Raw genomic sequence first — 18,488 nt, forward strand, 5'->3', positions numbered from 1 at the left:
ACAAACAACGGCATGAAGCACTCGAGTCCGCGGTTCGCCGCCATCGCCGAGCAGGGCACGATCCTGCGCGTGCAGGTCGGCTCCGGGCTGCACGGAACCGCGATCCAAGGCCAGGACGACCGCGACGAGATGGGGATCTGCGTCGAGCCCGCGGACTATGTGATCGGTCTCAGCCGCTTCGAGCAGTACATCTACCGGACGCAGCCGGAGGGTGTCCGATCCGGACCCGGCGACCTCGACCTGATCGTGTACTCGTTGCGGAAATGGCTTCGCCTTGCGCTGCAAGGGAACCCCACGGTTCTGCTGCCGCTGTTCGTGCCGGAGTCGGAGATCGTCACGATCAACGATCTCGGCCGGGAGCTGCGGGCCCGTCCGGAGCTGATCCTGTCCCGGGTGGCCGGCCGGCGGTTCATCGGCTACCTGCGGTCCCAGCGGGCCGGCATGCTCGGCGAGCGGCGGCACACCAACCGACCGGAGCTGATCGAGAAGTACGGCTTCGACGCCAAGTACGCGATGCACATGGTCCGGCTCGGCGTCCAGGGGGTCGAGCTGCTGGAGACCGGGAGGATCACGTTGCCGATCCCGGAGCCGTGGCTGGGCTGGCTGCGTGAGCTACGGCAGGGCCGGCACACCAAGGACGAGGCGCTGGCCGCCGCGGACGAGCTGGAGGCGAGGCTGGAGAAGCTGCTGACGTCGTCCCCGCTGCCTGAGCGACCGGACCACGACCGGGCGAACGCCTGGCTGGTCGAGACGTACCAGCAAGCCTGGGCGGCCAGTTGACGCGGCGGTAGCACCAACTGCAGGAACGGAATTAACGGCCCCGTTCTGTTTAAGATGCGCGGACACGGCAAACTAATGGGCAGACCCCGGAAACGAGGAGAGCCTGTGAGCGGTCGCCTGGGCATCGACGACGTCTCACCCACTGTCGACTGTGGCCGGTATCCGGTCAAAGCCGTTGTGGGCGAACATGTTCCGATCCAGGCGACGGTGTGGCGGGAAGGGCACGACAGTGTCGCCGCCACCGTCGCCTGGCGGGGCCCGACCGACCGCGCGGCGCGGCAGACCCGGATGGCGCCGCATCCGGTGGAGCCGGACATCTTCACCTCGGTGATCGTCCCGGACACCGACGGGTTGTGGACGTACCGGGTGGACGCCTGGAGCGACCCGTGGTCCACCTGGCGGCACGCCGTGGAGGTGAAGGCCGCCGCCGGGCAGTCGGCGCACGAACTGGCCAACGACCTGGAGAGTGGCGCCCGGCTGCTGGAACGCGTCTCCCGGCGGCCCAACCGCAACGGCGAAAAACGGTTGCTGGCCTCGGCCGCGGCCGCGTTGCGGGACACCGGCCGGCTGCTGCCCGCCCGCATCGGCGAGGCGCTGTCGGACACCGTGCACCACATCATGACCGAGCATCCCGTGCGGGAACTGGTCACCCGAGGCAAAACCGTCCGCGTGCTCGTCGACCGCAAGCGCGCGCTGTTCGGCTCGTGGTACGAGTTCTTCCCGAGGTCCACCGGTGGCGTCGACGAGTCGGGCAAGCCGGTGCACGGCACGTTCCACACCGCCACCAAGGAGCTGGACCGGGTCGCGTCGATGGGCTTCGACGTGGTCTACCTGCCGCCGATCCACCCGATCGGCCGGGTGAACCGCAAAGGCCCCAACAACAGCGTGGTCTCGGAGCCGGCGGACGTCGGCTCGGTGTGGGCGATCGGCTCGGCCGAGGGCGGCCACGACGCCATCCACCCGGACCTGGGCACCCTGGCCGACTTCAAGGACTTCGTCGCCCGTACCAACGAGCTGGGCATGGAAGTGGCCCTCGACCTGGCGTTGCAGTGCGCGCCGGACCACCCGTGGGTGACCGAGCACCCGGAGTGGTTCACCACCCGGCCGGACGGCACGGTCGCGTACGCGGAGAACCCGCCCAAGCGCTACCAGGACATCTACCCGCTGAACTTCGACAACGACCCGTCCGGGCTGTACGAGGAGGTGCTGCGGGTCGTCACGCACTGGATCGACCAGGGCGTCCGGATCTTCCGGGTGGACAACCCGCACACCAAGCCGCCGGACTTCTGGTACTGGCTGATCACCCAGGTCAAGGCCAGCCACCCGGACGTGCTGTTCCTGTCCGAGGCGTTCACCCGGCCGGCCCGGCTCTACGGCCTCGCCCGGCTCGGGTTCACCCAGTCGTACACGTACTTCACCTGGCGCACCGGCAAGCAGGAGCTGATCGACTTCGGCGTCCAGCAGGTCGAGCACTGCCACGAGGCGCGGCCGAACCTGTTCGTGAACACTCCGGACATCCTGCACGAGTCGTTGCAGCAGGGCGGGCCGGGCGTGTTCGCCCTGCGGGCCGCGCTGGCCGCCACGATGTCACCCACCTGGGGGGTCTACTCCGGTTACGAGCTGTACGAGCACCAGCCCGTGCGCCAGGGCAGCGAGGAGTACCTGGACTCGGAGAAGTACCAGCTGCGGCCCCGGGACTTCGACCTGGCGCTGGCCGAGGGCCGGTCGCTGGAGCCGTGGCTGCGCCGGCTCAACCAGATCCGGCGGGCCCACCCGGCCCTGCAGCAACTGCGCACCCTGCACTTCCACCACGTCGACAACGCCGGGATGCTGGCTTACTCCAAAGTGGACCCGGCCACCGGGGACGCGGTGATCGTCGTGGTCAACATCGACCCGTACGGCGCCGAGGAGGGCACGGTCTGGCTGGACCTGCCCGAGCTGGGCCTGCAGTGGCACGACCGGTTCACCGCGCACGACGAGGTCACCGGGGAGCGGTGGGACTGGGGCCAGGCCAACTTCGTCCGACTGGAACCGTGGCACGCGGTCGCGCACATCATCTCGGTGGAAAGGTAACGGACATATCGATCAACGCGCGGAACGCATGCCCCAAAGGGCAGCCGAAGATGCGTTATGGACAACACGGTACGACCGTGACCTGACCAGGGGTTGAGGCATTATCCTTTTCCCGTGGTCGCACCCGTACCCTTCACCGGCAACGTCCGGGACATGTGCAACGAGAACGGCTTCCAGTGGGAGTTCACCTGCAACCGGTGCAGCAATGGCTTCCAGTCGCCGTTCGAGCAGAACGTCTCCGCGCGCGGCAAAGGCGTCCTGCGGATGGCCGGCGAGTGGTTCGGCGGCGCGGTCGAGAAGTTCTCGTCCGGCGTGGAGGACTTCAACCGCTACGGCTGGATGGGCGGTGAGGGCAGCGCGACCAAGGACCGGCACTTCGCCAAGGCCGTCGAGGCGGTCTCGCCGCTGTTCCGGCAGTGCCGTGGCTGCGGCTCCTGGGTCTGCGGCCAGTTCTGCTGGAACAACGACGTCGGCCAGTGCCAGCAGTGTTCGCCGCTGGTCGCCGAGGAGATCGCGAAGGCCCAGTCCCAGGCGCAGCGCTGGCAGTTCCAGGACAAGGCCATGCAGCAGGACTGGACGTCCAACCAGAACATGGCCGAAGTGCCGAAGCTCCGCTGCGACCAGTGCGGCGCCAGCGTGCCGGGCGGCAAGTTCTGTGGGTCCTGCGGCGCGTCCCTGATCAAGGAGGTGCACTGCACCCAGTGCGGCACCAAGGCCTCCCCCGGTGCGATGTTCTGTTCGGGGTGCGGTCACCAGCTGTAGTGGCCCGCCTCGCCTCACTCAGTTCGCCCGTACAGCGGTTGACCGGTTAGAGTCCGCACACCGCCAGAGCATTCGCTGTTTCACGCAGCCGCGCTTTGGGGTACCACCAAAGTGTTGGACTCTAGCGAACGAGTGGTGCTGCCGTGGCAACGTTGCCGGATGATGATGCCCGACCTGACTCCGCACTGGGGTTGGCCGGGATACCGCATACCGGTGAGGCCGTACTGGCCGACGGGCACCTGGTCGAGCCGCAGGCCGAGGACTTCCTGTCCGCACGCCTGGCGCCCAGGGATCCCGACTGGTACAAGAGCGCGGTCTTCTACGAGGTGCTCGTGCGCGCCTTCACCGACTCCAACGGTGACGGCACGGGCGACCTCCGCGGCCTCGCGTCCAAGATGGACTATCTCAGCTGGCTCGGCGTCGACTGCCTGTGGCTGCCGCCGTTCTACGCGTCGCCGCTGCGCGACGGCGGGTACGACATCAGCGACTTCCGCGCGGTCCTGCCCGAGTTCGGCACCGTCGAGGACTTCGTGTACCTGCTCAACGAAGCCCACCGGCGCGGTATCCGGGTCATCACCGACCTCGTGCTCAACCACACCTCGGACGCCCACCCGTGGTTCCAGGCGTCCCGGCACGACCCCGACGGCCCGTACGGCGACTACTACGTGTGGAGCGACGACGACCTGAAGTACCCCGACGCCCGGATCATCTTCGTCGACACCGAGACGTCGAACTGGACGTACGACCCGGTGCGCGGCCAGTTCTACTGGCACCGGTTCTTCGCCCACCAGCCCGACCTGAACTACGAGAACCCCGAAGTCCAGGAGGCCATGCTTGAGGTCCTCCGGTTCTGGCTGGACCTGGGCATCGACGGCTTCCGGCTGGACGCGGTGCCGTACCTCTTCGAAGAAGAGGGCACCAACTGTGAGAACCTGCCGCGTACCCACGAGTTCCTGCGCCGCTGCCGCAAGGTCGTCGACGACGAGTATCCCGGCCGGGTGCTGCTGGCCGAGGCGAACCAGTGGCCGTCGGACGTGGTCGAGTACTTCGGTGACCCGGCCACCGGCGGCGACGAGTGCCACATGGCGTTCCACTTCCCGCTGATGCCGCGGATCTTCATGGCCGTCCGGCGCGAGTCGCGGTTCCCGATCTCGGAGATCCTGGTGCAGACGCCGAAGATCCCCGACGGCTGCCAATGGGGCATCTTCCTGCGCAACCACGACGAGCTGACCCTGGAAATGGTCACCGACGACGAGCGCGACTACATGTACACCGAGTACGCCAAAGACCCGCGGATGAAGGCGAACATCGGTATCCGCAGACGGCTCGCGCCCCTGTTGGACAACGACCGCAACCAGCTTGAGCTGTTCACCGCCCTGCTGCTGTCGTTGCCCGGCTCGCCTGTGCTGTATTACGGCGACGAGATCGGGATGGGCGACAACATCTGGCTCGGTGACCGGGACGCCGTGCGTACCCCGATGCAGTGGACACCGGACCGCAACGGCGGCTTCTCGCAATGCGATCCCGGGCGCATCTACTTGCCCGTGATCGCCGATCCCGTGTATGGATATCAGGGGATCAACGTAGAGTCGCAATTGAACAACACGTCGTCACTGCTGCACTGGACCCGCCGGATGATCGAGGTCCGCAAACAACACCACGCGTTCGGCGTCGGCGATTTCGACGAGTTGGGCTCGTCCAACCCGAGCGTGCTGGCCTACCTACGGCGATTCGGTTCGGACACCGTGCTGTGCGTGAACAACCTTTCGCGGTTCCCCCAGCCGGTCGAACTGGACCTTTCGGCGTACGAGGGGCGCCAGCCGGTGGAGCTGACCGGTGGCGTGCGGTTCCCGTTGATCGGCGAGCTGCCGTACCTGCTCACCCTGCCGGGGCACGGCTTCTACTGGTTCGAGATCATGGCGGTGGACGAGGGATGACGACTGAGCCGGTCCTGCGGATGCTGGCCGACGAACTGCCGTCCTGGCTGCCGAACCAACGGTGGTTCGGCGGCAAGGACCGGCCAGTGACCGAGGCCCGCCCGATCAGAGCGGTGGCCCTGCTGGCCGGCGACCCCGCGCTGCTGCACGTGCTCGTCGAGGTGGTGCAGGACGGCCGGAAGTCGCTGTACCAGCTGATGGTCGGCAGCCGCCACCGCCCGCCGGAGCACCTGGCCGGCGTCTGGGTGGACGACGACGGCCGGCACTGGTACGAGGCCACCACGGACCCGGACCTGATGGCGCACCTGCTCGACTCGATCACGTCCGGCCTGTCGGTCGGCCCGATCGGCTTCCACCACGAGTCCGATGTGTCCCTCGAACCGGGCCTGCGTGGCCGCGCGGTCACGTCGGAGCAGAGCAACACCTCGTTGATCTACGGCCAGCAGTACATCCTGAAGCTGTTCCGAAGGCTGTCCGCGGGCCCGAACCCGGACCTGCGGGTGCACCGGGCCCTGCACGCGGTCGGCTGCGAGCACATCGCGCAGCCGCTCGGCTGGATCTCCGACGACGAGGGCGACCGGCCCACCCTCGGCATGCTCCAGCAGTACATGGCGGACGCGGCCGACGGCTGGGCCATGGCGACCACGAGCGTCCGCGACCTGATGGCCGAGGCGGACCTGCACGCCGACGAAGTGGGCGGCGACTTCGCCGGCGAAGCCCACCGCCTGGGCGCGGCGGTCGCGACCGTCCACGCGGACCTGGCCCGAGCCCTGGACAGCCGCCCGGTCGAAGCCGGCGAGATCGACACCGCCGTCGACGCCATGCACCAACGCCTGGACACCGTCCTGTCGGCGGTCCCTTCGCTCGCGCCACAAGAAAAAGCCCTCCGGTCGGCGTTCGAGCGGGCCCGCGGCGCCGACGGCGGCGTACCGGTCCAGCACGTCCACGGAGACCTGCACCTGGGCCAAGTCCTGCGCACGGTCAACGGCTGGCTGCTGATCGACTTCGAAGGCGAGCCCGCGTCGCCCCCCAGCGAACGCAGCGCCCCCCGCTCACCCCTGCGCGACATCGCCGGAATGCTCCGCTCCTTCGACTACGCGGCCCACCAACTCCTTGTGGGACAACCAGAAGACCACCAACTCGAAGTCCGCGCGAAAGAATGGTCGACGCGCAACCGCGGCGCCTTCTGCGACGGCTACGCCGAAGTCTCCCCCAACGGAGACCCCCGAGACCACGAAGTCCTGCTCCGCGCCCTGGAACTGGACAAAGCGGTGTACGAGGTCTTCTACGAACACGCCAACCGCCCCGACTGGGTGCAGATCCCGCTCTCCTCCATCGCCCGAATCGCCTCGTAACCCGCCAGTTGGCCCTCGCCATTCCCCCAGCACAGTGCCACTCTGTGATCCCGTGTGCGCGAAAAGTCACGTAGCCGGGAACCAACCCCCGCACGCGCACATCCCACAACGGACATCCACCAGTGCGAGGGGACTGCGAGATGGACCAGGGATTCGAGATCGACCTCGAAGAAGCCGACAAAGCCGCAAGATACCCAGGCGGTTCACTCGCGCAAGCCGCCGAACTGCTACGCGCGCCACTCAGCAGTCTGATCATCAACGAGACCTTCGTCCAGCCCGGCAAACTCGACGAAGCCGACCGCCTGATGACGACATATCCAGCATGGTGCGCGGCCATCGGCCAACGACTTGAACAGGGCTGCGAAGTCCTGGACGCCAACGCCGCAGCACTCCGCGAGATCATCGCCCTCTACCGCCGCGTCGACGGACAAGGCTGAGGGGAGCTGTCATGGTCGACTGGAAAACAGACGAAGAGATTCTGGGCGCCGCGAACACCCTCAAAGACACGTTCGTGGCGATGCTGAACGACGAAGTTCCCGCTTCCGGATACCCCAGAGCGGAAGTCGACGGCCTCTGGCGCGACAAGGACATCTATATGACTGTCGACCCACAAAAGGTCTACGATGAGTACAACCGGGTCTTCAAGATCGCACTCAACGTTGGGGACAACTACGATGCCGTTGGTGAGCTTCGGCAAAGCGTTCGATACCTGAACAACTGGACAGGCGACGCCTCGGTCGCGTTCAAGAAGCAGATCGACGCGGTGGAAGAGTTCTGCCGCAACGTACGGGAGCGGATGCTGCACGGTCTCCTGGGGCTTGCGGCCACGTACGCGGTAGCAGTGCAGGGCAGAGCCACCTTCCACGCGTTGCTCATGGCTACGGACGCGGCCGGCCACAACGAGATGGACGACCAGAAAAAGGAAGACACCAAGCTCAAGTCGGCCCTGCTGTTCGACATGGTCGGCGGCATCATGGGCGGCTCTCCTGAGAAGCTTCTGCACTCGACCCTGGAAAGCGTGGTCGAGATGGGCAAGGACTTCGTGGATCGGGCCATCGAAGGCAACAGCGCACATGAGGTGATGGACAGCTACCGCCGGGCGGCGGACGCCCTCAACGACCAGTTCAGGCACTCGATCGACCACATCACGAAAGCGTTCTACGACCAGACCGTCGACGCCGACGGGCCTGCGGACATGGTGAAGCCACTGCCGCCGAAATGCGACATCCGGAGTCCCGATTTCCGTTACGAGAACTTCGAGAACACGGTGCACAATCCTGGCCCGATCGGACCGTCGGTCGAAGACGAGCGCAAGAAGTACGTGGCGGAGAAATCGCAGCAGAGTGAGATCGACAAACGAATGAATCCCGGCGGGAAACGAGAGATATGATGCGCCATATGCACGCGCAGCGAATCGCCGGCACGTTCGCCATCTTCGCGCTTGTCGTCGCCGGCTGCAGCGGCACCCCACAAGGCAGTCCGCCGACGTCCGCCGGTTCGGCCAGTTCCCGGACACCGCTGCCGAGCAGTGCGCCCTCGGTTCCGAAATCCTGGGATGCCAAACAATACCGGGACAAGCCGTGCACGTTGTTTACCGACCAGCAAGCCAGGGTTCTGGGGTATCTCAAACCCGGACATGCCTACTTCGGCCAGCCGGATGCGGCGACATGCACGCGGGACAGCGATGAGCACTTCGGCGACTTCACCATCAAGTACTACTTCGCGACCGACGTACTCGGGAAGATCTACCGGCGCGAAATCACCTGGCCCACCAACTCCACGCTGCAGATCACCGTTGTGGACCAACCCGGCGTGCGGACCGACTTCCCCGAAGATGTCGAGTGCCGCGTCGTCGTCGGGCTGACCGACACCCAGGGGTTCGAGGTTCGGGTCCTGAGCAAGAACTCTTGCGAGCGCGCGGTCAACGTGGCCGAGACGATCATGCACAACGTCATCAAGGGCTGAACGTGCCAGAAAACAAGAGATGCCGATGGGTCTCGGGCGTTGTCGCCGCGTTGGCCCTCGCTGCCGCTGGCTGTGGTGGCTCCTCCCAAGGACAGCCGCCGACCAGACTGCCCAGCATTGCCCCGCCGGTTCCGAAGTCTTGGGACGCCTCCAGGTACCGCGACAAACCGTGCTCGTTGTTCGCCGACGAGCAGGCCAAAGAACTGGGGTATCTCAAGCCCGGACGGGTCAACTCCGACGATCCCGATGTGGCGGAGTGCGTGCGGGACATCGGGGGCTCCCCCGACTCGTCCTTCACCGTCAAGTACTACTTCGCCACCGACCTGCTCGGCAAGATCTACCGTCGCGAGATCGCCTGGCCGGCGAACTCGGCGAGCCCGATCACCGTGGTGGGCCAGCCTGGCCTGCGGACCAACGACATCCCCGACGATGTGGCATGCAACGTTGTCGTCGGACTGGCCGGCACACAGGGCTTCGAGGTTCGGATGGCGGGCAGGAACTCGTGTGAACGCTCGTTCACTGTCGCTGAGACGATCATGCACAACATCATCGGTGGCTGAGCAGCTTGGTGGGTCCGATGTGGGTGGACCGATGTCGTTGCTGGCGCAGGGGATTGGCAGAGCCAGCTTGTTCTTGCATGCTGTCGCGGTGGACGTCGGCGCGGCCTTGGGGAGGCCGCGCCGACGGGTTGGTCAGTCGACGTAGACCGTGACGTTGACCGTGCTCGGCACCAGGCCGTTCTGGAAGTTGCGTTGGACTTGGGCTGCTTCGGCCGGGCTGGGCAGGTCGCTCTTGCACGATATCGGGGCGCTGTGGCCCGACATCAGGTCGGAGCACCGGCCGGTCCGGTTGTCCGGCAGGCCGAGGATGTGGCCGAACTCGTGGGTGGCGATCCGCGGCCGGTAGAAGCCCTCGTTCACGGCTTCACGTCCCATGTAGACGGTTCCGCTGCCGAGTGACCCCGGGTAGGTCCGGGGCCAGCCGTTGTCCGCGAAGATCCGGACGTTCACCGGGGTGTTCGCGCCGCGCTTGACCATCCGGACGTCGGTCACCGACTTGTTCCAGTTGGCGGCCGCGGTGTCCCAGTCGCCCGCGAACTCCTGGGCCTGGCTGGTGTCGTAGTACAGGGTCCTGATCTGGATGGCGTTCGCGGGGACGGCCATGCCGATGAACGGCAGCACCATCGCGATCGCCAGGATGAGCTTTCGCATACTGTTCTCCTCTTGCAGGGGAAAGGAGCGTTCACAGGGTCGCGCAGGCCTACCTAGGGTGACCAGGTCCATAAGTATGGTGAATGGGGCGGACCGCACCGGTGGCCGCGGCCGGAGTAGGCGCGATCTGCGTGGTGCTTTCTCCCCCACTAGGCTTACCCACGTGAATCCGCTCGATCCGGCTCCGCCGGCCGAGGACGTCCGTCGACTCGTCGCCGGTGAGCACCACGACCCGCACTCCCTGCTGGGGATGCACCCGCATCCGGCTGGCGCGGTCGTCCGCGCCTACCGCCCCGGCGCCACTTCCGTGACCGTTCTCGCCGGAGACGTCAAGCAGGACCTCGCGGAGGTCGAACCCGGCCTGTTCGCCGCGGTCCTGCCGCAGGCGCCGACCGAGTACCTGTTCGAGGTCGCGTACAACGACCGGGTCGAACTGGTCGACGACCCGTACCGGTGGCTGCCCACTCTGGGTGAGCTGGACCTGCACCTCATCGCGGAGGGACGGCACGAACGGGTCTGGACCGTTCTCGGCGCTCAGCTCCGCGGCTTCGACACCCCGGCCGGTGTGGTGGAGGGCACGTCGTTCGCGGTGTGGGCGCCGAACGCGGAGGGTGTTCGCGTCTGCGGCGAGTTCGACGGGTGGGACGGCCGGGCCAACCCGATGCGGTCGCTCGGTTCGTCCGGGATCTGGGAGCTGTTCATCCCCGGCCTGCCGCGCGGCACCCACTACAAGTTCCGGTTGCTGGGCAAGGACGGGCACTGGCACGAGAAGGCCGACCCGATGGCGTTCGCGGCCGAACCGCCGCCGGCCACCGCCTCCATTGTGTCCACTTCGGACTACCGGTGGAGCGACGACGAGTGGGTCGCCGAGCGGGAGGCCGCCCAGTGGTGGCGCCGGCCGATCAGCACGTACGAGGTCCATGTCGGCTCGTGGAAACAGGGCCTCGGGTACCGGGAACTGGCCGACGAACTCGCCGACTACGTCACCGACATGGGCTTCACGCACGTCGAACTGATGCCTGTCGCCCAGCACCCGTTCAGCGGGTCGTGGGGCTACCAGGTCACTTCGTACTACGCGCCGATGTCGCGGTACGGGTCGCCGGACGACTTCCGGTATTTCGTCGACACCATGCACCGCCGGGGCATCGGCGTGATCATGGACTGGGTGCCCGCGCACTTCCCGAAGGACTCGTGGGCGCTCGCCCGGTTCGACGGCCAGCCGCTCTACGAACACGCCGACCCGCGCCGCGGCGAACACCCCGACTGGGGAACGCTGGTGTTCGACTTCGGCCGCAACGAAGTCCGCAACTTCCTGGTGGCCAACGCGCTGTACTGGCTGGAGGAGTTCCACATCGACGGGCTACGAGTGGACGCCGTCGCCTCCATGCTGTACCTGGACTACTCCCGCAACGAAGGCGAATGGCTGCCGAACGTCCACGGCGGCCGGGAGAACCTGGACGCCGTCCGGTTCCTCCAGGAGCTGAACGCGACCGTCTACAAACGACACCCCGGCGCGATGATGATCGCCGAGGAGTCCACCGCCTGGCCCGGCGTCACCCGCCCCACCCACCTCGGCGGCCTCGGCTTCGGCTTCAAGTGGAACATGGGCTGGATGCACGACACCCTGTCCTACCTCGGCCACGATCCCGTGCATCGGACCTTCCACCACAACGAAATCACGTTCTCCCTGGTGTACGCGTGGAGCGAGAACTACGTGCTGCCCCTGTCACACGACGAGGTCGTGCACGGCAAGGGTTCACTGTGGACCCGGATGCCCGGCGACGACTGGAACAAAGCCGCCGGCGTACGCGCCTTGCTGGCGTTCATGTGGGCCCATCCAGGCAAACAGATGCTGTTCATGGGCGGCGAGTTCGGCCAGGTCGCGGAATGGTCCGAGAACCGCTCCCTGCACTGGGACCTACTCGCCGACCCCCTGCACAACGGCATCAAGTCCCTGGTCGCCGACCTCAACGAGGTGTACCGGGACACCCCGGCCCTGTACACCGGCGACACAGACCCCGAAGGCTTCTCCTGGATCGACGCCAACGACGCCAGCGGCAACGTCCTGAGCTTCCTGCGACACGAACCGGACGGCACCAACGTCGTGGCCTGCGTCGCCAACTTCGCCGGAATGCCCCACCACGACTACCGCATCGGCCTGCCACACGCCGGCCACTGGCGTGAGGTCGTCAACACCGACGCCACCTTCTACGGCGGCTCCGGCGTGGGCAACTTTGGCGACGTGACAGCCACCGAGAAATCCTGGCACGGCCGCCCAGCCTCAGCCCTGCTGCAACTGCCGCCGCAAGGTGTCATCTGGCTCGTCCCCGCCGGCTAGAGCTCCTCGGCGAGGCCGACGATGATGCCTTCGGGGCCACGGACGTAACAGAGCAGAAAGATGTTCTCGTACCGCTCCAGCTCCCCCACGAGTTCGGCGCCGTGGGTGCGCAGGCGGGCGATGGTGTCCTTGATGTCGTCGACCGCGAACATGACGCGACGAATGCCCAACGTGTTCGCCGGCGCCTCTTTCGGCTCGGGGGTGATGGCCTTCGGCTGGTGGAACTTCACCAGCTCCACCCGTCCGTGGCCGTCCGGGACCCGCAGCATGGCGACGTCCTGCCGGACGTCCTCAAGCCCGATGACCCGTTCCGCCCCGCGCCAGTCGAGTGGCCCCTTGCCCTCCAGCTCCATGCCCAGTTCGACGAAGAACGCGATGACCGCGTCCAGGTCCTCGACGACGATGAGGACGTTGTCCATCCGCTTGATCGTCATGCCGGACCTGCTTCGGACGCGCTGTCGTCGAGGACTTTCTGCAGGTAGGCGGCGGCATATGCCTGCCGGTAGGTGCCGTCCCGCAGGCCGGTCTCGGCGGCTTCGTCCTGGTCGATCATGCGCATGGTGCCGTCCGCGGTCTCGGCCGCGCCGAACTCACCGGTGTCCACGCCTGGGTAGGCGCCCGGTTTGTGGTAGATCGGCGGATCGGCCGGGAACAGGTCGCGCAGGCTGTCGTCGTGCCCGAAGACCTTCCAGGTGCCGTCCTTGACCAGGCTTTCCTCGGTGTACACCGGGTGTTTCCTGGGGTTGCCGCGCAGGGCCGGGTCAAGGCTGCCGTCCGCGGATGTCCCGTGGAACAGGCCGAGGGCGGTGCCGAAGGAGTTCCGGCCGAGCACGACCCCCAGCCGGTAGCCGCCGGCCGCGGCCGGAATTCCCACGATGTCGCCGATCTTCGGTTTCATGACGCGTTTTCCTGACACTTCCGCGGTGAGTTTCTGGACGTCCACGCCGGGGATGTCGGTCAGCGGGATCCGGCCGGACCGGATCAGACCGAGCACCCCGTCGGCGAACTGCTGCGGAGTCACCGGGCCGCCGATCCGTTCGGTCAGCGTGCCGAGCAGTTCCCGGACGTCTTCGAAGATGTGGTCGTTCAGTTCGGGAACACGGGACTTCTCGGCGTTCTGGTAGCTCCGGCCACCATTCAGGGTCGCCTTCAGCGGCAACGGTGTCGGCAGGTCCGTCGGCGCCGACCAGCCGACGAGCTCCAGGAACTCCGCCAGCGTCGGCCCGCCGCCGGTCTCGTCCGCGAAGTCGGTCGCGGCCTCGGCCAGCCCCGCGAGCACGTCCTCGTTCACTTCGGACATCCCAGCCCGCTCCGCTTTCGCTGCTCGTAGTCCTGGTACTCGTTCAGTTTCTCGTTGGCCAACGGGTTCTCCCTGTTGCCACGGTAGTTGTCGCCGTCCCGGCCGATGATCGTACCGTGCTGCTCGGCCACCCGCTGTTCCATCAGGCGCGACTCACCGTACGTTCGCGTTCCCGGAGTCACGGTCATCGTGTCGCCGTTGGCCGGGTTGAACCGGTTGCCGTTGGCCATGTGCCGGGCCTGGGTGCTCGCCGCGGTGGATCCCGGCCCGAACATGCCCGAGTAGTAGACCACCCCGTTGGCGTCGGCCAACGTGTAGTTCCGCCAGCCCGGCCGGTCCAGGTGCAGATACCGGTCCTTGCCGATCAGCCCCAACGGGTCCAGCATCACCTGCGGGTTCGGCACGTACTGGTACGGGTTCGGCGCGGCGTCCAGCCCCAGCGGGTCGGGGCTGATGTAGCGGCCGGTGTCCGGGTCGTAGTACCTGTGCTGGTTGTAGTCCAGGCCGGTCTCATGGTCGTGGTACTGGCCCGGGAACCGCAGCAGGCACTCGACACCCTGCGAAGCCTGCTGCACACGGCCCCATACGCTGGCTCGACGCCGCCAGTCCACCCGTCCGTCCGGGGTGACCAGTTCGGTCGGGGTGCCGGCCTGGTCGGTGACGATCGCGTGGAACTGCCGGTCGACCACCTGCTGCGGCGCGGTCGCGTAGTACGAACGCCGGTCCTGGCTGACCGGCGACCACGTACCCGGCTCGTAGTCCCACGTCGTCACGGTCGTCGCCGACGCGACTGTGTGCGCCTGTTCGACCAGAACCTCGCCGTCCCAGGTGAAACCGGTCTCATCGACAGGCACACCATCCTGGCCCAGCAGTTGCTTGGCGAACCGCCGGCCGAGCGCGTCGTAGCGGTAACGCCAACGTTGCCCCGCCGGCGTGACGACACCGGTCAGGCGGTTACGGACGTCGTACTGGTACTGCCACACCTGTCGTTGACCGGACAGGGTCTGCCGGACCGTCCGAACGAGACGCCCTTGCGTGTCGTAGTCGTAGTGCGTGTGCCCTGCTGACCGCACGAGGGTGCCGGTTGAGGCGATCGGTGCCGCCTCGCCACGGCTGTCCGCGGCGAAACTGAGGTTGCCCGACGGGTCGTACGCGTACTGCTCGCTCCAGTTCGCCGCGCGCACAGCGGTGACACGGCCAAGCGCGTCCAGCTCGAACCGGCGCGGCCCTTCGGCGTCGGTGACCGAGTCAGGAACGCCGTCACCGCGGTACGTCCAGCTACGCCCGGACCGGACCCGGCTTTCCTGCCCCTCCACGCCGACCAGTTGACGAGCGGTGAGCCGGCCGGAGCTGTCCCACGAACTCGTCAACGCCGTCGCCGGGCCGAGCCAGCGGTGGGTCTCCCGGCCGGCGGCGTCATGCCCGAACGTGATCCGCCGGCCGCCGGTGGTCAGCGCGCTGGGCCGGCCGACCCGGTCGTACTCCCACGTCGACGCGTGGCCGCCCGGAGTCGTCCGGGAGACGCGCCGACCGAGCAGGTCGTAGGCGTTGGTGAGGGTGCGCCCGTTCACGGTCTCGGTGAGCACCCGGCCGAACGGGTCACGGGTCAGCACCACCTCGCTGTCCGGGCTGGTCGCGTGGACCAACTGCCCGGCCAGGTCGTAGCGGAACGCGGTCACCTGACCGTCGGAGGTGCGCTGGTCGGTGATCCGGCCGAGCGGGTCACGGGTGATCGAGACCGTCTCGCCCGCGGCGTTGGTCATCTGGTTGAGCCAGCGGCCGGCGTCGTGCCCGTAGCTCATCGTCCGGCCGTTGAAGTCCCGTTCCGCCACCAGGTTGCCCGCCTGGTCGTAGCTGTACCGCCACGCCAGGCCCTGCGGGTTGGTGACCTGGGTCAGCCGCAGTTCGGTGTCGTGCGCGAACACGTGCCTGGTGCCGTCCGGGTCGGTGCGGCCGGCGACCAGGTGGAACGGGCCGACTTCGAACCTCGTGGTGAAGCCGCCCCGGTCGGTCAGCGCGAGCATGTCGCCGTTGCCGTTCCAGTGCCACATCTCGACTGTGCCGTCCGGATGTACGCGCCGAGCCGGCAAACCCGTTGGATTCCGCTCGGTGACGGTGACCGCGCCCAGTGGATCGGTGACCGAGACGGTCCGTCCCAGCGCGTCCAGCGTGTACGTCTCCGTGGCACCAGACGGATCGGTCACCGACAACGGAACACCAGCGGCGTCGCATGTGACCGTGGTGATGCCCCCCAGAGCGTCCACAAGGGACTGAACTTCGCCGTGCTCGCCGTACTGATAGCTCGTAACGGCGCCGACTGGGTCGGTCTGCACGAGCATGTTGCCGCGCTCGTCGTACACGTACTGCCACCGAGCGCCGTCAGGTCCGGTGACCTCCGTCGGCAACTGCATACTGTTGTACGCCACCGAGACGACTGTCCCATCAGGACGGTCGACCCGCACTGGGGCACCGTCCATGCCGAGCGTGTAACGAGTCGTGTTGCCGAGCGGGTCCGTACGCGACAGCAGGCGGTGGTAACGGTCGTACTCGGTGATCTCCGTGTTGCCGAGCGCGTCGACGACCTTGGTCAGGTGGTTGTGCTCGTCGTAGTGGTAGACGGTGATGTGGCCGAGGCTGTTGGTGACCTTGGTGGTCCTGTTGGTCAGGTCGTAGGTGAAATCGGCGGTCAGATAGCCCTGCTGTCCTTCACCGCGAACGACTCTTCCGTCGTCGCCGTAGATGTACGTGTAGCGGTAGTTGTCACGGTCGACCCAGGCGGTGACGCGGTCCACGTCGTCGTACTCGTAGCGGTACGGCAGTCCGGTGGAATTGACGATCTCGGTCAGCCGGCCGCGTTCGTCGTACCTGTACTCCACCAACGGAATGTCCGGATGCAGCCGCAGCGCGGCGACGCGAACTCCGTTCTCGGTGTCGACGGTGTCGACCTGGACGCGATAGCCACCGGAGTGCACGATCTCGACCGGCCGGCCGCTGGAGTCGTGGTGGTAGCCGATCCGGTTGCCGTTGCGGTCGGTCAGCGCGGTGATCGGCCGGATCCCGGTGGTGGCCGGACCGAAGTGCCGGGTCAGGCCGGTCGACGGGTCCTCGATCCGGTATGTGTCGGAGTCCTGGTCCCAGGTCAGCGGCCAGCGGGCGCCGGCGGCGGGCACGGTTTGCGCGCCCTGGCCGACCGGATGCTGGTAGTGCAACACCTGGGCGTCGTCACCGAAGTAGCGGACACCGGCGTCGTCCACCGCAAGCCTTTGGTCCACTGTGGACGACCAACCAGGACCGTACAGCCGGCCGCCCGGATAGGCCGAGGCGTAGGCACGGCCGAGGATCAACGGCAGGACACCGGGAAGCTCGACATCCGTGCCGTTGGTGATCATCTGGCCGGACACCGTGTCGACCGGGTCGCCGCCCATGCCGTCGCAGCCGCGGTTGCCTTCACAGCGCTGGCCGCCGTTGGTGCCGTCCTCCTCCGGGCGCGTTCCCGGGCGTTCGCCGTTGGGGGATGTGCTGCGGTCGCCGGCGCCGGGCGTGCCCTCACCGGTGAGGTCATCGTGCGAACCGGGAGTGGTTCCGTCGTGGGGACTGTCGTGCGGGGTCGTGGTGTGCGGCTCGTCGGCGGAGGACAGCCGGGTGCCTTCGCCGCCCTCGCCACGGAGCCGGCCGTGGATCTCCGACATCGCCTTCTTGACCGCGGCGAAGATCTCCTCCAGCTTGCTCATCAACGGGCGCAGCTTCTCGATGGAGTTGATCAACTTCTTGATGATGCCGGTGATCCGCTCCATCCAGTTGGCGACCTGGGCGCTCACCTGCGCGGCCACCAGCGGGGTCGCGATGCCGAGGCTGAAGACCTCCTCCAGGGCGTACTGGACGATGTCGCCGATCGCCTGCGTGACGATGTCGCGGACCAGCATCCGGACCGCGCCGGTCAGCACACCGACCATCTCCACCGCCGTGCCGATGGCGTTGGCGCACGTACCGGCCGAGGTGATGTGGTTGACCTTGTCGGTGACGTTGGCGCGGTAGGCGTCCGCGGCCTGGCCGGTCCAGTTCGCCGTGTCGTTGGTGACCGTGGTGTTCAGGTCCTGGGCGGCCTTCTTGACCGCGTCGCCCACGTTCTTCCAGGTCCGGGCGTAGGCGGCGATCTGGTCCGGGTCGCCGGCCAGCTGGTCCAGGGTCTGCTTCAGCGGGCGCACGTGCTCGATCAGCCAGTTCAGGCCGTACGAGATCAGGGTGCCGACCGGGTTCATCGCCATCGACAGCGCGTCCAGCCCGGTGCCGAACGCGCCGACGCCGCCCTCGACCCAACTGCCCGACGAGATGCCCTCGTACGTGGCCGTGGCGTCGTCGATCAGGTTGATCCCGGTATGCCAGGTGGTCGAGTCCTGTTTCGCGGCCACCAGTGGGTTGTTCGCCGGGGAATCGTTCACCGTAAGTCACCGCCGACGTTCGACAGGTTCTGTGCGTGGGTCTGGTCCACTGCCTGGTACTTCGCCGCGGTCTGGGTGACCCCGTCGGACACCGAGGACATCGCCCGCTGGGCCATGCCCAACGTGATCAGGCCCGGCGCGCTGACCGCCAGCACGATCGGCACGAACAACGGGCCGCAGATCATCCCGTACGCCTGCACCCCCAACGTGACCTGCTGGGCGGCCGACATCGCCTGGTCCAACGTGCTTGCCACCTGGCTGACCGCTTTCGCGTGCGTGGTCAGCTCATCCGGCCTGACACCGAACCCCTCGGGCATCGCTGTCCTCT

At 67.1% G+C, this 18,488-nt stretch carries 15 protein-coding genes; 10 read left to right on the forward strand and 5 right to left on the reverse strand.

The window, feature by feature from the left end:
• Window positions 1-12 precede the first annotated feature (12 nt).
• The 9 genes from EV192_RS29705 (at window position 13) to EV192_RS29745 (ending at window position 9,432) form a co-directional block, all read left to right on the forward strand.
• Window positions 13-780 carry a nucleotidyltransferase domain-containing protein gene (locus EV192_RS29705; protein ID WP_132121166.1) on the forward strand — a complete coding sequence of 256 codons (768 nt, stop codon included), beginning with the start codon at window positions 13-15 and terminating at the stop codon, window positions 778-780.
• A gap of 105 nt (window positions 781-885) precedes the next feature.
• Entirely contained in the window at window positions 886-2,853 is a 1,968-nt protein-coding gene (locus EV192_RS29710; RefSeq protein ID WP_132121168.1) for an alpha-1,4-glucan--maltose-1-phosphate maltosyltransferase, read from the forward strand.
• Window positions 2,854-2,967: 114 nt separating this feature from the next.
• On the forward strand, window positions 2,968-3,615 hold the full coding sequence (locus tag EV192_RS29715; protein ID WP_132121170.1) for a double zinc ribbon domain-containing protein: 648 nt from the start codon (window positions 2,968-2,970) through the stop codon (window positions 3,613-3,615).
• Window positions 3,616-3,758: 143 nt separating this feature from the next.
• A complete protein-coding gene (treS, locus tag EV192_RS29720; RefSeq protein WP_424923397.1) occupies window positions 3,759-5,552 on the forward strand; it encodes a maltose alpha-D-glucosyltransferase in 1,794 nt (597 codons plus the stop codon).
• Entirely contained in the window at window positions 5,549-6,907 is a 1,359-nt protein-coding gene (locus EV192_RS29725) for a maltokinase N-terminal cap-like domain-containing protein (RefSeq protein ID WP_132121172.1), read from the forward strand. Before treS ends, EV192_RS29725 begins: the two co-directional genes overlap by 4 nt.
• Before the next feature lie 140 nt (window positions 6,908-7,047).
• The gene (locus EV192_RS29730) at window positions 7,048-7,344 is read left to right on the forward strand and encodes a hypothetical protein (protein ID WP_132121174.1); all 297 of its coding nucleotides are present in this window, start codon (window positions 7,048-7,050) and stop codon (window positions 7,342-7,344) included.
• Window positions 7,345-7,355: 11 nt separating this feature from the next.
• Window positions 7,356-8,297, forward strand: coding sequence for a hypothetical protein (locus tag EV192_RS29735; protein WP_132121176.1), 942 nt, complete (start codon window positions 7,356-7,358; stop codon window positions 8,295-8,297).
• 8 nt (window positions 8,298-8,305) lie between these two features.
• A complete protein-coding gene (locus EV192_RS29740; RefSeq protein WP_165960665.1) occupies window positions 8,306-8,872 on the forward strand; it encodes a DUF3558 domain-containing protein in 567 nt (188 codons plus the stop codon).
• A gap of 2 nt (window positions 8,873-8,874) precedes the next feature.
• Window positions 8,875-9,432: a DUF3558 family protein gene (locus EV192_RS29745; protein ID WP_165960666.1), complete on the forward strand. Its 558-nt coding sequence runs from the start codon at window positions 8,875-8,877 to the stop codon at window positions 9,430-9,432.
• A gap of 132 nt (window positions 9,433-9,564) precedes the next feature.
• Here the strand turns inward: EV192_RS29745 and EV192_RS29750 are convergent, their stop codons facing one another.
• On the reverse strand, window positions 9,565-10,083 hold the full coding sequence (locus EV192_RS29750) for a snapalysin family zinc-dependent metalloprotease (protein WP_132121183.1): 519 nt from the start codon (window positions 10,081-10,083) through the stop codon (window positions 9,565-9,567).
• 163 nt (window positions 10,084-10,246) lie between these two features.
• On the opposite strand from EV192_RS29750, the gene glgB reads away from it, so the two are divergent.
• Window positions 10,247-12,421, forward strand: coding sequence for a 1,4-alpha-glucan branching protein GlgB (gene glgB, locus EV192_RS29755; RefSeq protein WP_243727135.1), 2,175 nt, complete (start codon window positions 10,247-10,249; stop codon window positions 12,419-12,421).
• Here glgB and EV192_RS29760 read toward each other — a convergent pair.
• From EV192_RS29760 to EV192_RS29775, 4 genes are read right to left on the reverse strand one after another with little or no spacing between them, the layout of a single operon-like run.
• Window positions 12,418-12,855: a VOC family protein gene (locus EV192_RS29760; RefSeq protein WP_132121187.1), complete on the reverse strand. Its 438-nt coding sequence runs from the start codon at window positions 12,853-12,855 to the stop codon at window positions 12,418-12,420. The genes glgB and EV192_RS29760 overlap by 4 nt on opposite strands.
• On the reverse strand, window positions 12,852-13,721 hold the full coding sequence (locus EV192_RS29765; protein ID WP_132121189.1) for a hypothetical protein: 870 nt from the start codon (window positions 13,719-13,721) through the stop codon (window positions 12,852-12,854). The genes EV192_RS29760 and EV192_RS29765 overlap by 4 nt, the downstream gene beginning before the upstream one ends.
• Complete coding sequence (locus EV192_RS29770; RefSeq protein WP_132121191.1) at window positions 13,709-18,160, reverse strand: RHS repeat-associated core domain-containing protein; 4,452 nt, start codon at window positions 18,158-18,160, stop codon at window positions 13,709-13,711. Before EV192_RS29770 ends, EV192_RS29765 begins: the two co-directional genes overlap by 13 nt.
• Window positions 18,157-18,477 (reverse strand): type VII secretion target, encoded by a 321-nt coding sequence (locus EV192_RS29775; RefSeq protein ID WP_132121193.1) that lies wholly within the window; start codon window positions 18,475-18,477, stop codon window positions 18,157-18,159. The genes EV192_RS29770 and EV192_RS29775 overlap by 4 nt, the downstream gene beginning before the upstream one ends.
• Window positions 18,478-18,488 lie beyond the last annotated feature (11 nt).

Source organism: Actinocrispum wychmicini (assembly GCF_004345645.1).
Lineage (GTDB): Bacteria > Actinomycetota > Actinomycetes > Mycobacteriales > Pseudonocardiaceae > Kibdelosporangium > Kibdelosporangium wychmicini.